This is a genomic window from Aquimarina mytili, assembly GCF_016735115.1.
GTDB classification, from domain to species: domain Bacteria; phylum Bacteroidota; class Bacteroidia; order Flavobacteriales; family Flavobacteriaceae; genus Aquimarina; species Aquimarina mytili.
Window position 1 is genome coordinate 138,148 of sequence record NZ_JAERQJ010000001.1, and the last position, 14,536, is coordinate 152,683.

The following is a 14,536-nucleotide window of genomic DNA, read 5'->3' on the forward strand; positions in this document are numbered from 1 at the left end:
ATGACTTCTGAAGAATTAAGAAAGAATGTAGAAAAGGCTCTTGATGAGATTAGACCTTTTTTAGAAAGTGATGGAGGTAATATTTCTTTGATTTCTATTGAAGATGATAAAAGAGTCAAGGTTCAATTAGAAGGGGCATGTGTGGGGTGCAGTGTAAATCAAATGACATTAAAATCTGGAGTCGAAATGACAATAAAAAAATATGCTCCCCAGATTGAAGAAGTATTAAATATTGCTTAGAAATATTAATCAGTTATAAATTGATTTAATGGCTTAGGGCCTTCAAGTGGTGTTCTTATAATTTTTAAAACACCATCATTTGTGGTTGATATTTGCCATTTGATAAGAGTAATATTACCACCTTCTATCTCAATTCCTGTAATACATCTGGGATGCACACAACTACCATCATTAAAAAGATTTAATTCTCCAATTTCAGGAAACCTGGGGCGATGCGTATGACCAATTATAGTGCAAAGGTTTTTATTATTGGCAATCCATTTTTTAATCCTGCGTTCTATTCGAATGGTTTCTTTAAAATTTTGTGCAGGACTTGTCGGATCTGATATACCTATAACCTGTAAAGGTTTCCATAATACACGAACCAAAAATCGGTGAATCCTCCAACCCGTATAATTCATAAAATCTGCCTGATGGCCATGTAGAAGGAAGATTTCTTGAGTTGTAGTCTTATGCTTTAGGATAATGGCTTCTTCATATTTTATGCCCGGAAAAAGAGAGATTTTTTTTCCTGTTTTATGATCCAGATAATGACTAAGGTGTTTCTTTACATATTTTGGGTTTCTGTATACCATATCATGATTACCCCAGATCATTTCTAATCGATTTTCATTATAAAATAACTGAAGTAGCTCATAGATATTTTTATGAGCCCTAAGGATCATATTGAAATTTAAATTTTCCCATAGCTCATCTCCATCACCTAATTCGCAATAAGTAAACCCTTTAGTATAATAATGATTTAAAGCGTGAAAGTAAATATTTCTATTATTTGCAAAATCATCAGCAAAACTATTATCTCCACGATGGCAGTCACTAAAAAGTATAAACTTAGAATCATTATCAAACGGAATTACTTTGGCATTTTTATAAGCACGATCCAGTCGGGATTGAGAAGACATACACTAAGTTTTCAGTAAATATAAAATATTCCATTAACTTTTTTATGTACGTATCTCTTTTAAAAAAAACACCCTTCAAATGGGTTCAACTTTGAATAATAATCAAGATGTACTAATGTAATTTAAGACTTCATATACCAATATTGCAGGCCAGACAATTGCTTTTAAGACTCCTAGAGCTCCGATCCAAAAACTAGTAGCATGACTGATAAAATAAATTACAGTCCCTATAAACCCTAATCCATAGATAGTATTTGAGGAAGCCCTTTTTTTTGCGGTCTCTTTCATAATGACTTTTATTTGATTAATCTGCCGATAGCACAGCTTATATACGATTTGACCTTTTTATTGGCGCCATTTTTATCTCCTTGAATGGGGTATCCTAGTTTTGAAAGCTCTTTTTGTACAGTTTCGGTTACATTTGGAGTTTCATAACTATACGAAACCATATGGTTTTCAATATTTATCGATATATCTTTTATTCCCTTTATAGTGCTTAATTTGTTGATTATCATATTTTCACAACCACTACATTTTAAGTTTTGTATTGCTATTGTTGTTTTCACAGTGTATGATTTTAACAGCTAAAATTATTTTAAGATCAGCGATCTAACTATGATATATATCAGTATAAGAAGACGAAGTATCTGATTTATGTCATTTTTAATAGGCCTGGCTACTTCTATATTTGAGTAATTATAGAAGTAGACGTTTTTCATGACTCAATCACTTAACATAGTGAAAAGAACTAAGGCTTTCTTTATAGAGGTTAGGGATTTGTCATTTTTTGCCGGAAAATTTTTCAAAGAAGTATTTGTGAGGCCTTTCGAATTTCAAGAATTGTTGAAACAGTGCTATCACATGGGTAACCGTTCTTTGCTTTTGGTGGGAGTTACTGGGTTTATTTTAGGATTAGTATTTACGCTTCAATCCAGACCCACGCTTATGGAATTTGGAGCAGAATCGTGGATGCCTTCAATGGTTGGGATCTCTATTGTAAGAGAAATTGGTCCGGTAATCACGGCATTGATTTGTGCGGGTCGCATAGGTTCTGGAATTGGAGCAGAATTGGGATCCATGCGAGTAACAGAGCAAATTGATGCTATGGAAGTATCTGGAACAAACCCCTTTAAATACTTAGTGATTACACGCATTATGGCTACTACGTTAATGCTACCAATTTTGATAATCTTCGGCGATGCAATTGCATTACTAGGTTCTGCCATTGTAGAAAATTTAAAAGGAGCCGTATCATTTCAATTATATTTTAATCAAGTTTTTGATGCGATCGAGTTTAGTGACGTTATACCTGCCACGGTTAAGTCATTTTTCTTTGGGTTTGCCATTGGATTAGTAGGGTGTTATAAAGGATATAATTGCAAAAAAGGTACTGCTGGAGTTGGAGAGGCATCAAATTCTGCAGTAGTGTATACCTCAATGTTATTATTTGTAATTGATTTTATAGCCGTATTTCTGGCTGATATTTTTTTTGAGATTTGAAATGGAAACTAAAAAAGAAATAGAACCGGTATTAGAAATTAAAAATCTTCAGAAAAGTTTTGGAGATAATCATGTACTTAATGGTTTTAATTTGCAATTGTTTGAAGGAGAAAATTTAGTCGTAATGGGTAAATCCGGCTCTGGAAAATCAGTAATGATTAAATGTTTAGTGGGGTTGTTACAAGCAGATAGTGGAAGTATAAGAATAAGAGGTAAAGATATTACTGCGTTAGGACAAATTGAGTTAGATCTTTTACGTACTGAAATAGGGTTTTTATTTCAAGGAAGTGCTTTATATGATTCTATGACGGTTCGCGAGAATTTAGAGTTTCCTCTACGAAGACATAAAGACAGGTTAAATATGATAGAGGATACAGAAGCATTAGTCATAGAAGCACTTGAAAACGTGGGATTGGAAGATGCCATTGATTTAATGCCTGCAGAGTTGTCTGGAGGAATGCAACGCAGAGTTGCATTAGCTAGGGCTCTTATTTTAAAGCCTAAAATAATTTTATATGACGAACCTACCACAGGGTTGGATCCAATAACGGCCAAAGAAATCATACAGCTTATGCGAAGCATACAAAAAAAGTATGGAACATCATCTTTAATTATTACTCATGATGTGGATTGTGCAAGGGTTATCTCTAATAGAATTATTTTATTAGTTGACGGTATTAACTATGCAGAAGGTACGTATCAAGAATTGTCTAAATCAGGTGATTCTCAGATAAAGGCATTTTTTAAACATTAGAAAACGATAGAATATGGTTACGATAAAAAAAACAGCTTCACGAAAACTAAAACTTGGGGTTTTTGTTGTGTTTGGAACCTTACTTCTTATTACAGCATTATACTCCATAGGAAATAGACAAAATCTTTTTGGGAGCAACATTAAAGTCATCACCAAATTTAAAAATGTGAACGGACTAGAGCTAGGTAATAATGTTAGATATTCAGGGATTAACATCGGAACCGTTAGCAAAATTCAAATGATTGATGATGCACAAATTATTGTAGAGATGATTGTAAAACAAAGCGTAGGGAGATATATAAAAAAAGATGCAGTTGCGACAATAAGCTCAGATGGTTTAGTGGGCAATATGATTGTAAACATTGTACCAAAAGAGAGTAAAGCACCACCCGTAGTTTCTGGAGACACCATTCAATCCTATAGAAAAATTGGGGCCGATGATATGTTGACTACTCTAAATGTAACCAATGAAAATGCTGCATTACTCACTGCTGATTTATTAAAAATTACTACTAAAATTACTAATGGCAAGGGCGCATTGGGGTTGTTGATTAATGATTCTGTTATGGCTAGAGATCTTAGATTAACCATCCATGAATTGAGAAAAACAAGTACTGAAGCTTCAAAAACAATGAAAGAGTTTAATAAGATTATTAAATCAATACACCAAAATGAAAATGTAGCTGGCGTATTACTAAGCGATAGCTTGTCAGGGCAAAAAATGAAAACCATCATAGATAATCTGGAACGATCAAGTATTGGAATTGATGAAGTAACCAAAAACTTAAACAGTATTATAAAAGATATTAAGAACGAAGAAGGTACGCTAAACTACTTGATTAATGATCGCGACTTGGTGAAAAATATAGATTCTACACTGAATAATATTAAAGAAGGTACTGATAAGTTTAATCAAAATATGGAAGCACTAAAACACAACTTCCTTTTTAGACGATATTTTAAAAAGAATAAAAACAAATCAGAGCAATAAATCTTCCATAAATACAAATTGATATAAATTGATCACATTTTTATTAGCTTCTAAAATTCTCACTACTGTTTTGCATTTTCAAATGGTGGGGAGTGAACTTTTTAAGTAAAAACCGCAATATATTTAAGGTAATATTTCGATTCACCTATAATTATTCTATATATCTGATTTTCAATTGAATAATTATTTGTTTTCATAATTTCATTTGAAATAAAGTAAGAAACCCCCTTCATAAAATACACTTAAACTGAAAAAACAGCATTTGATCGTTAAAAAAATTGTTAATTAACAATAGAATATTTTAACATTTTTTGCCTATTTTCGCAGTCTTTGTGTCTAAAAATGAGGTACATAATCAAGATGTAATTCATTTTATAGCAAAGAAATATTACAGTAAATAATTTTAACCCAATATTTAACCTATGAAAAAAGGATTACTCTTTTTATTAATGACCATTACCGTATGTACTACTAAAGGTCAAGAAAAACCTACCGACGTTGTTTACAGAAGAAGTTCATTATTTACCTTGATGGTAACTGATGAGACTAGAAAGTTTGCCGATGTTATTCAAGATGCATTTACAAATGCTCAGATTCCAGACAAATTTAATGATCATAATATAGATGGAAGAACAATAGAAAAAGTGTATGATGAGTCATTGTCAAAGGAAGAGCTAAAAGAAGCTCAAAAAGTTGCTATTGGCGAATATTTTACAAAAAATAGTGTTGCAAAGGCAGTCGTTGCAAAATGGTTTAACAGAAGTGAGCAAGGAGGCTTTAATATGGATCTGATTTCGGAAAGAGGATCGTATAATGCTACAGAATTAGATGTGAAAATTGCTAAAAATAGTGAAAGAGGTTTGTCTTTATTAGCTGATGCAGGTGAGGAGTTGATCAATAATACATTTGTTGTTGTTAATGATTTTAAATACATAAGTAAAGAAGAAATCGCTCAGAAAGCAAAAGCAGGATTAGCATTAGCAGGTGGACTAATGGGAAAATCAGGACTTGGATCTAAATTAGCAGGTAAAGCCCTTGATGTTGCAGGAAAAGGATATGTTATCAAAACTACATCACATCTATATAAATTAGTATGGAATGAAGAAATAGCGGCTACATTTTATAATGACTATTGGACTGATGATGCTCATTTTGATGAGGCAAAAAAGAAGGCGTTTGATGATTCAAACATATTTAAATTAGAATTAGTAGGTACAGAAGTTGCATGGGCAGATCTTCAAAGTACTGTGTTTACTAAAAAGAGCGAAGAAGAGTTAGTTGCTATAGCAACCGTAAAAGCTGTTGATGCCGTAATTGCAAAATTGCAAAGAAAATATGAAGTGTTTAGAACTAAGACACCATTGATAAGTGGTGATCCATTATCTGCAAAAATAGGACTTAAAGAAGGACTAGAAGGTGGTGATAAATATGAAGTTTTAGAGCAAACTATTGACAAGAATGGAAAAACTGTTTATAAGAGACAAGGTGTTATCAAAGTAGACAAAAAGCAAATTTGGGACAATCGTTTTATGGCTGGAGAAGAAAGAGAATCTAATGAAGAGGTTAAAGAATATACTTTATTCAAAGGAGGTAAAAATTTCTACTCAGGAATGCTAATCAGACAAATTAACTAAAAAAATCAAACTTTATATTATGAATAAATTCATTGCAAAAACGACTTTGGTGATGCTATTACTTGTAAGTTTTAGTTTTAATGCCAATGCACAAAGAAAAAAGAAATTAGCAAACCAAGATACCAAAGAATGGAGATATGATATTGAGTGCGAAGGTATCGCTAAACAAGGATCTAAATTAGTAAAGGTATGGTCATATTCTAAGAAACCTCAGTTTGCAATAGGGCAGGCCATGAAAAATGCTGTGCATGGTATTGTTTTTAAAGGATACGCTGGTGGAGGAAATGGATGTACGCCTTTCAAACCTTTAGTAAGTAACCCAGGTGCAGAAAATGATCATGCAGAGTTCTTTGAAGCATTTTTTAGTGATGGTGGCGAATTTAGAAAATATGTTACTGCAGCAGCAGATGGTAACATAGCACCGGGAGATCGCTTAAAAGTTAGTAAAAGAGAATATAAAATAGGAGTAGTTGTAAATGTTGCTACTGATCAATTAAGAAAGAGATTAGAATCAGAAGGAATCATTAGATCATTAAGCGCTGGATTTTAATATAAAAAGATAACTGTAATGAAAAAAAATATAATAGTACTCATAGGAGTTTTTATGCTAACGCTTACCACAGGATTAGCTCAAGCAAAAAAACCTACACTTATGGTTGTGCCAAGTGATGTTTGGTGTAATCAAAATGGATACATGCTAAATTTTGATAATCAAGGAACTACTGTAAAAGTACCTGATTATAAAAGAGCTTTTCAAGAAAATGCTGAAGTACTTCAGGTGATCAGTCAAATAAACGGTATGATGGCCGAAAGAGGTTTTCCTCTTAAGAATATGGAATCTGCAATAAAGACCCTAGAGGCTAATGCTGCAGAAGATAATATGCGTTCTTCAAAAGAAACAGGTAGTGGAGTAAGCGAAAGCCCTATTGATGCACTTAAAAAAGTAGCTAAGGCAGATATCATTATGCAACTTACCTGGACAGTGAACAGAACTGGACCAAAAAAGTCGATTACATTTAACTTACAGGGATTAGATGCGTATACAGATAAGCAAATAGCAACAGCTACAGGAACGGGAGCGCCATCATTCTCTGCAGAAGTGCCGGTACTGTTATCAGAGGCAGTATTATCACATATGGATAATTTTACAGGTTCGTTACAAACTCATTTTGATGATATGTTTGAAAACGGAAGAGAAATTATAGTAAGAATCCAGAAATGGGATGATTGGGATGGAGATCTTGAAACTGAATATGGTGATGATGATGAAGAACTTGGAATTATTATTGAAGATTGGTTAGCAGATAATGCTGTTAAAGGAAGATTCAATACTACTGATATGACTGAAGATATGGCGTTGTTTGAGCAAGTTAGAATTCCTCTTTTTAATGATAAAGGTAGAGCTATAGATGCACGAAGATTTGTTAGAGGGCTAAGCAAAATGCTTAAGAATGAACCGTATTCAATTCCTAACAAACTTGTTATGAAAGGTCTAGGTAGAGCAACTATCATATTAGGAGGAAAATAAAACATACAATTATGAAAAAAATAGTATATATAGCATTATTTTTTGTGGTAACATCATTAGTTGCGCAAGAAAAGAAAAGCAACGATGGTATTACATTAGCGGCATATGTTCCACAACAAGTTGAAGGAATTCCAGCTTCTGCAAAGAAAATGCTACTTAATCGATTAACACAAATAATTACTAAAAATGGGATTAGTAATAACGTGTATAATTCTAGATTTGTATTGGCACCAAATATTAGCGTAGTAAGTAAAGACATTACTCCTACCGCGCCACCTAAGACAGCATTAAACCTAAATGTAACATTATACATAGGAGATGGTATATCGGGAACGTTATTTGCAAGTCAATCTGTAGAATTAAAAGGAGTAGGAACTAATGAAAACAAAGCATACATTGCTGCAATAAAAAGATTAAGTCCTAAAAATCCTGAAATTTTAGAATTTGTTGATAAAGGAAAAGAAAAAATCATAGAATATTATAATACGAATTGTAGTAACATTCTTAAGCAAGCCGCAGCATTAGAAGCTCAGAACCAGTTTGAAGAAGCTTTGATTTTATTGACAAATGTGCCCGAAGCGAGTACATGCTTTAATAAAGTGAAATCTAAAATAGGTATCCTTTATAAAAAGAGTATCGATAGAGATTGTAAGCAAAAATTAGCTGAAGCATCTGCTATTTGGGCTGCTAATCAAGATATAAATGCCGCTAATGAAGCTGGTGATATTTTATCTTCGGTTGAGCCTCAAGGAGCTTGTTATGGTCAGGTTAAATCTTTATATGCAAAAATAGCTGCAAGAGTAAAAGATTTAAGTGATAGAGACTGGAAGTATAAGCTAAAAGTACTTGATCTTAAGAAAAGTGCAATCAAAGCCGCTAGAGATGTAGGTGTAGCTTACGGAAAAAATCAACCAAAATCTGTTACATATAATGTAAGAGGTTGGTATTAAAAAATAGCTATTTACAAATAGATGAAGGCTACTCTTTTTAGAGTAGCCTTTTTTGATAGGGCTATACTATTTTTGGATTTTTACGATGCGTATCCAAATGATGCTCTAATAATTGTCTTAGACTATCTAAGTAATCTAGTAGCGTTTTATCATTTGTATCGCAATGGTTGTTAGAAGGTATTGTGATTGGCTGTTCTTCAATGAAATGATATATTTCTGGATACTGAGTTTCTATCTTGGTGGTTAACCTATTAATCTGATTAATTAGATTTTGAGAAGGGTTCATAACAGTGGTTTATAGAATTAACTAATTTATGCTATAGAAGATACGATAAAAAAGAAGTAAATCATAGTTAAAATATGGATAATTAAAATGATAGAAAATACTTGAAGTTTGTATTTAACTAATAATCCTGCCATCACCCATCTCAATAATTCGGTCTGTTTTATGGGCAAAATCTATATCGTGAGTTACTACTAATAGTGATAGTCCTTGTTGATCACTAAGTTGCTTGAAAATATTAAAAACATTATCAGAGTTATAACTGTCTAGGTTTCCGGTTGGTTCGTCTCCCATAATGATTGCGGGATTATTTATTAATGCCCGGGCAATGGCAACACGTTGTTTTTCGCCACCAGATATTCTTGAAGCTCTTTTTTTTGCTAAATGATCGATTTCTAACATGCGTAATTTCTCTATAGCATTATGTTCTATCTCTTGTAAAGGTTTTTCTGCTAGTTTTTTAGCTGGGAGCATTACATTTTCAAGTACCGAAAATTCGGATAACAAATAATGAAACTGAAATACAAAACCAATGTGTTTGTTCCTTATAAAAGATAACTTTTCTCTTTCTTGCCCGGTTACTAATTCATCATTTAGATATAATTGCCCTTCGTAATCGGTATCCATCGTAGAAAGTATGTATAGCAACGTTGATTTACCACAGCCCGATTTTCCCATTATGGAGGCAAATTCTCCTTGATTTACTTTAAAATTGATATCCTTTAGCACATGAAAAAGTACCGGTTTTTTAAAGTACTTGTTAATATTTCTGGCTTCGAGAACTGTTTTCATAGTATTGTTTATTGACCTCTGATGATTCTAACAGGGTCGATTTTTTTTGCTTTTCGCGAAGGTAAATAACCAGCTAAAAATGTTGAAATCATGGCAAACGTAATGCCTATCACATAAAAAGTTGGGTTATGATTAATAGGGTAAGTAGTAATTGTTGGAAGCGCTTCAGTCTCAAAAGGTAGGTTATCAATAAAATGTGATAATCCTAATCCGATCAACAAGCCTAAGATTCCACCTACAGCACCAATAATCATAGCTTGGCTCATAAAAATCAGTTGCACATCTTTACCCGAGAAACCAGTTGCTTTCAGAATGGCTATATCATTCATCTTCTCATAAATAAGCATATTTAGAATATTATAAATACCAAAACCTGCAACAATAAGTAAGGTAATCGAAACAGAATATGTAATCAGGTTTCTAATGGTAGTACCGGTTTCAAATTGAGCATTAGCCGTTTTAATATCAATTGCTTTTAGTTTGAATTGTTTTTCGATTTTTTTTGATAAAGAAATGGCGTTTGTTATATCATACAGCTTTACATTAATATCAGTAATATAATTTTCGGCTTCGCCCAGGATGCGTTGAACAGTTTTTACGTTAGCAAAGCTTTGTATATTATCTATATCAGCAATACCGCTCTGATAGATCCCTACTATTTTTAAAGGAAAAACATCGCCTTTAATGGTACTTACCTGTACTCGATCACCAATGTCTAAAGACATTTTCTCTGCTACCCCAGCACCCAATAGTATTCCGTTATCATTGTTGTTTAGGGCTTGTGGTGTTCCTTTTATTATATAATCTTTGAAATTAAAAAGCTCAACTTCTCTTAATACATCAATCCCAGTTAAACTTCCTCCTAATTCTATAGAACCTGCAATGTAAAATATCTGCTCTTTAATTTGTGGAATTGCTCCTCGCACCTGTGGATCTTTGTTCAGGTAATTCATAATAGGTAATGCATTATGAATTCTTTTCTGACTTTGCTTGGGCTTTATAGAATGAATAACATTAAAGGTATTTTGCAGTTTTGTGTACAAATCAACGGGCTGTTTTTTTGAAGGTTCAATTTCATTAAAGATGTGAATGTGTGGAGTTACATTAAGAATTAAATCATCGAGCATAGCATTGAGGCCCGTCATAAAACAAACCAGAGTTATATAGGCACCTATTCCAAAGGTTACTCCCAAAGCAGCTGTTGCTGTTTGTTTAATTTTGGTTAGCAAATGCGTTTTTGCAATGTTTAATATAACGTTCCAATTAGCCATTAGTTGGGTTTATAAATCCATGTTTCTGTAGTGATGCCGGATAATACTTCGACAGTGTCCATACTTTGCAGTCCGATTTTTATTTCAATAATCCCAGCATCAGTTTTTACCTTGGTATCATCAATCACATACTGTTTAGGTATCGTTAGCACATCTTTTTTAGTATCAATAATAATATTTGCTTCTCCTGATAGCCCTGGATACAATACCTCTGGGTTTTGGTCAAATAAGGCTTCCACCATAAAGGTTTGATTACGTTCATCTTTTTTAGGATAGATTTTACTTACTTCAGCTGTAAATACCTTGCTATTATAAGCATCCAGGGTGATCACAGCTGTTTGTCCCTTTTTTATTTTTACAATATCCACTTCATCTACGAGCATTTCGATCACAAATACATTTGCGCTACCAATAGCGGCCAAAGGTTCTAAAGTATTGACAATCTCTCCCGGATTCTTGTAGAGGGCATATACTTTTCCATGTATTTTACTGTTAATTGTGAAATCTTTTGTCGTGATAAGCGAAGTTTTATAATTATTTTCAGCTTGTTTTAGTTGGGTTTCGAGCTCATCTTTAGTACGTTGATATTTACTTTTTAGGAGGTTTAAAGAGCTTTCAGAAAGTTCGTAAGCAAGTTTTTTTGTATCAAATTCTACCTTAGAGCCTATACGTTGTTCCCAAAGATTCTTTTGACGACAATAATTAATAGAATCATTAGATAACTTCAAGGTTGCGGCCTCAATTTCATCTTGGATACTACTTAAGATGGCAGCACTGCCGTTATAATTTTTTTGAGCAAGATCTAGAGATAACTTGGCATTTTCGGTATTTAATTTGGGGTTACTATTGATAATTTGTACCAAAGGCGTTTCTTTTTTAACAACATCTCCTTCTTCTATTAGATTTTTATCTAAAATACCATGTACCGCTGCATAGGCATGGTATAAACTGTCTGGTTGGATAGTAACTGAAGAATATACCGATTCGGTAATGGTAGTTTTGGTCGGTAAGATCTTTTGATCATTAGGAGTACAAGATGCTATAAGGATATAAAAAAATAGCAACAAAAACTGCTTATAGGCGCCCATTGTTTTTTCTTCAAATGTCTGCGAAAACTAGAATTTTTGGAATGATATTTATCATATTTAATATAGAATTGAGCAGTTATTTTTGAATAAATAACGAAAGCCAGGAGCTATGGATATTTCTATTTTTTTAGCAAAGTTTTGGGGTTGGTACCTGATTATATTTTTCTTTATTCTAAGTTTTAATCCCACTCGGATTAAACAAATTTTTGATGACTTAAAGGATCAAAAGTTTCTGATCATTACCTCATTTGTAGGAATCATCGTTGGATTGCTTACGATTCTTTTTCACAACGTTTGGGAACCAAATTGGAAATTTATAATCACTGCAATTGGTTGGATGGCATTAGGTATAGGATTGGCTCTTTTTACCTTTCCTGTTCAAACCACAAAATGGCTAGAAGCTAGTAATGTGAAATTAGTGCAGCTCATATATATACTCTTATTTCTAATTGGAGTATATTTATTAAATGCTGCTTATCAACTGGTTCCTTATTAAGATTGAATACTTTATAAATTTAAATAAATAATTGCATATGAAAACGAACATTCAATTTGTACAAATGCCAACGAGTGAGGCTATGGAAGGCTATGTGCATGAAAAATTAGATAAGTTTTACAAAAAATATGATTGGATTATCAAAACTGATGTATTTTTCAAAAAAGAAAACGACCCAAAAGGAAAAGGAAAGATTTGTGACCTGGAGTTAAGTCTGCCTGGCCCAAAGATATATGCCACATCAAACGAGAAAAATTTTGAACTGGCTTTTAAAGAAAGTTTAAGTGATATTGAGAAACAACTTAAAAAAAGAAAACAAGATATGAAACCCTACATGTAGTATTGTTTTTATTGAGTTTTGCTGAATGTTACAAAAAACCTAGAAACTGATAATTGTCATATTTTTAGAGGTGTTTATGGAGTATTTTAGCAGGGTAGTTGAACAATGATTTTTTGTATTTTTTAGTTAAAAATAAGTTTTTGTTATCGCAATGTGACAAAAACCAAATCGAAGAAGTTAAAAATATTTTAGGATGATAATCCAATGTCTTTATTTAGAAATAAATGGAGTATGAAGATTATGCAGATGCTATATAAAAATAATTTCTTCGAAGTAAACAGGTAGATTTTCATTTACCTGTTTCTGTTTTTATGTCTTTATTGTCAATGGTCTACCTTCTTCAAGTATTGTTCAATTTTGCTTATCTCTTTTGTTTTTTGAGGAGCATTATATTTTGACCAAAATGCTGCATTGTATTCGTTTGATTGATTTTCAAGACTATTTCCAATATTCATATTTTGTTGAAAAGGATATTTGTCAAGATCATCCACAATTATTTTATTTATAAATAACTCCTTTTTAGGGTTTTTAATAAATAGTAAATTGTTAGGTTTTTTAACATCATAAATTTTCCAGGTATCCTCCTCTTTTTGATATTTTAGATACATTTTATTATTATACTCTTGATATTCAAAAATGACATTATAATATACTTGTTCTTGTCCGTTTGTTAACCTTCTTTTCCATGATTTTCCATTATGCGCACTGCGTGTAAGCTCTAATCTTACAAAAGCAAAAGACTCTGTATCAATATATAATATTGCTTTTTGAAAAGGAGGATCTGTCCCTTTTATTTTATAGACATACTTCTTGTTGTAAAGCAAAATGTCTTCCAATTCATATTTCCATCCATTTTTGCCTTTGATAGGACCGTAATCGAATCGAATAAAATCGTCTTCGATTAGATCTATAATCGAATTTTTTCTATCCCATTGTTCATTCCATGGGTTTTTTTGTGCGATATATCTATTTCTTATTTCAACTAATTCTACTTTTGCTTCGGTTTCTATATCTGTAGGCTGATTATAAAACTTAGCCGCGCACTCAAGATATTCTACATAAGTACTATCTTCTTTTTGAAGATCTCGAACAAACCCTTCAAGAATATAAGGTTGATTAGGATAGTTTTTGTTAATCTCTTGATACGCCTTTTTAACAATTTGTTTGGCTGTTAGTTTTTTCTTTTTTGTAGTCTTAATTACTACTTCATCGAGACTTTTAATTTGAGTACTTAGAAATATATTTTGATTGGTTGTAAAATCGCCAATTCTTTTCTCCACAGAACCATATCCGAGACTAGATATTACTATGGTATTTGCATCTTTGAAATTAGAAATATGAAAAATAAATTTACCTTCTTCGTTAGAAGTGGTACCTATTGATTGTCCTTTTAAATATATAGATGCAAATGCAATTGGTTCATTATTTGTTATATCTAAAATCTTACCTGTAATGGTTTGCTCATCATTTTGTGCAATAGTTATACTTGAAAAAAATGAAATAATAGTAAAAACAAAAAATCTAATAGTCATGTTGATAGTATGATGACGAATCAAATATAGATTCGTTACTTTTTCCTTATTCTTTCTTGCACTAAAATAATACTAAATATATTATGTAATTCGTCTACTTTCCTTTGGGTCGAAGTAAAGTTAGGATTCTTCTATATTTTCTCTAACCAAAATTGATGTTGCGTATGTCTTTTTAAACTTTTTAGTTACTTTAAATTTGGAAAAGCTTCGTGGTTATTATAGATAGTAAATTCAT

18 protein-coding genes are annotated in these 14,536 nt (G+C 32.2%); 10 read left to right on the forward strand and 8 right to left on the reverse strand.

Going from position 1 to position 14,536, the window contains the following annotated elements; translation table 11 throughout:
• Entirely contained in the window at window positions 1–240 is a 240-nt protein-coding gene (locus JJQ60_RS00665) for a NifU family protein (protein WP_201916024.1), read from the forward strand.
• Between the two features lie 5 nt (window positions 241–245).
• On the opposite strand, the gene JJQ60_RS00670 is transcribed toward JJQ60_RS00665, so the two are convergent.
• From JJQ60_RS00670 to JJQ60_RS00680, 3 genes are all read right to left on the reverse strand, one after another.
• Complete coding sequence (locus JJQ60_RS00670) at window positions 246–1,142, reverse strand: metallophosphoesterase family protein (protein ID WP_201916025.1); 897 nt, start codon at window positions 1,140–1,142, stop codon at window positions 246–248.
• A 102-nt stretch (window positions 1,143–1,244) separates the two neighbouring features.
• Window positions 1,245–1,430, reverse strand: a complete 186-nt coding sequence (locus JJQ60_RS00675; protein ID WP_201916026.1) for a hypothetical protein — start codon at window positions 1,428–1,430, stop codon at window positions 1,245–1,247.
• A gap of 8 nt (window positions 1,431–1,438) precedes the next feature.
• On the reverse strand, window positions 1,439–1,708 hold the full coding sequence (locus JJQ60_RS00680) for a heavy-metal-associated domain-containing protein (RefSeq protein ID WP_201916027.1): 270 nt from the start codon (window positions 1,706–1,708) through the stop codon (window positions 1,439–1,441).
• Between the two features lie 151 nt (window positions 1,709–1,859).
• Here JJQ60_RS00680 and JJQ60_RS00685 point away from each other — a divergent pair, with 151 nt between their 5' ends.
• The 7 genes from JJQ60_RS00685 (at window position 1,860) to JJQ60_RS00715 (ending at window position 8,499) form a co-directional block, all read left to right on the forward strand.
• Complete coding sequence (locus JJQ60_RS00685) at window positions 1,860–2,642, forward strand: MlaE family ABC transporter permease (protein ID WP_201916028.1); 783 nt, start codon at window positions 1,860–1,862, stop codon at window positions 2,640–2,642.
• Between the two features lies 1 nt (window position 2,643).
• Window positions 2,644–3,396, forward strand: a complete 753-nt coding sequence (locus JJQ60_RS00690) for an ABC transporter ATP-binding protein (RefSeq protein ID WP_201916029.1) — start codon at window positions 2,644–2,646, stop codon at window positions 3,394–3,396.
• A 13-nt stretch (window positions 3,397–3,409) separates the two neighbouring features.
• Window positions 3,410–4,387 (forward strand): MlaD family protein, encoded by a 978-nt coding sequence (locus JJQ60_RS00695; RefSeq protein WP_236669000.1) that lies wholly within the window; start codon window positions 3,410–3,412, stop codon window positions 4,385–4,387.
• A 422-nt stretch (window positions 4,388–4,809) separates the two neighbouring features.
• Complete coding sequence (locus JJQ60_RS00700) at window positions 4,810–6,021, forward strand: hypothetical protein (protein ID WP_201916030.1); 1,212 nt, start codon at window positions 4,810–4,812, stop codon at window positions 6,019–6,021.
• 19 nt (window positions 6,022–6,040) lie between these two features.
• Entirely contained in the window at window positions 6,041–6,571 is a 531-nt protein-coding gene (locus tag JJQ60_RS00705; protein ID WP_201916031.1) for a hypothetical protein, read from the forward strand.
• An 18-nt stretch (window positions 6,572–6,589) separates the two neighbouring features.
• Entirely contained in the window at window positions 6,590–7,549 is a 960-nt protein-coding gene (locus tag JJQ60_RS00710; RefSeq protein ID WP_201916032.1) for a DUF6175 family protein, read from the forward strand.
• Between the two features lie 11 nt (window positions 7,550–7,560).
• Entirely contained in the window at window positions 7,561–8,499 is a 939-nt protein-coding gene (locus JJQ60_RS00715) for a hypothetical protein (RefSeq protein ID WP_201916033.1), read from the forward strand.
• Between the two features lie 61 nt (window positions 8,500–8,560).
• On the opposite strand, the gene JJQ60_RS00720 is transcribed toward JJQ60_RS00715, so the two are convergent.
• The 4 genes from JJQ60_RS00720 to JJQ60_RS00735 all read right to left on the reverse strand — a co-directional run bounded on the left by JJQ60_RS00720 (window position 8,561) and on the right by JJQ60_RS00735 (window position 11,933).
• On the reverse strand, window positions 8,561–8,785 hold the full coding sequence (locus tag JJQ60_RS00720) for a hypothetical protein (RefSeq protein WP_201916034.1): 225 nt from the start codon (window positions 8,783–8,785) through the stop codon (window positions 8,561–8,563).
• Window positions 8,786–8,899: 114 nt separating this feature from the next.
• Window positions 8,900–9,574 carry an ABC transporter ATP-binding protein gene (locus JJQ60_RS00725; protein WP_201916035.1) on the reverse strand — a complete coding sequence of 225 codons (675 nt, stop codon included), beginning with the start codon at window positions 9,572–9,574 and terminating at the stop codon, window positions 8,900–8,902.
• 8 nt (window positions 9,575–9,582) lie between these two features.
• Window positions 9,583–10,845: an ABC transporter permease gene (locus JJQ60_RS00730; RefSeq protein ID WP_201916036.1), complete on the reverse strand. Its 1,263-nt coding sequence runs from the start codon at window positions 10,843–10,845 to the stop codon at window positions 9,583–9,585.
• Complete coding sequence (locus tag JJQ60_RS00735; RefSeq protein ID WP_201916037.1) at window positions 10,845–11,933, reverse strand: efflux RND transporter periplasmic adaptor subunit; 1,089 nt, start codon at window positions 11,931–11,933, stop codon at window positions 10,845–10,847. The genes JJQ60_RS00730 and JJQ60_RS00735 overlap by 1 nt, the downstream gene beginning before the upstream one ends.
• Before the next feature lie 109 nt (window positions 11,934–12,042).
• On the opposite strand from JJQ60_RS00735, the gene JJQ60_RS00740 reads away from it, so the two are divergent.
• Window positions 12,043–12,429: a hypothetical protein gene (locus JJQ60_RS00740; RefSeq protein ID WP_201916038.1), complete on the forward strand. Its 387-nt coding sequence runs from the start codon at window positions 12,043–12,045 to the stop codon at window positions 12,427–12,429.
• Between the two features lie 37 nt (window positions 12,430–12,466).
• On the forward strand, window positions 12,467–12,769 hold the full coding sequence (gene hpf, locus JJQ60_RS00745) for a ribosome hibernation-promoting factor, HPF/YfiA family (protein WP_201916039.1): 303 nt from the start codon (window positions 12,467–12,469) through the stop codon (window positions 12,767–12,769).
• Window positions 12,770–13,092: 323 nt separating this feature from the next.
• Here the strand turns inward: hpf and JJQ60_RS00750 are convergent, their stop codons facing one another.
• A complete protein-coding gene (locus tag JJQ60_RS00750; RefSeq protein WP_201916040.1) occupies window positions 13,093–14,301 on the reverse strand; it encodes a carboxypeptidase-like regulatory domain-containing protein in 1,209 nt (402 codons plus the stop codon).
• Window positions 14,302–14,536 lie beyond the last annotated feature (235 nt).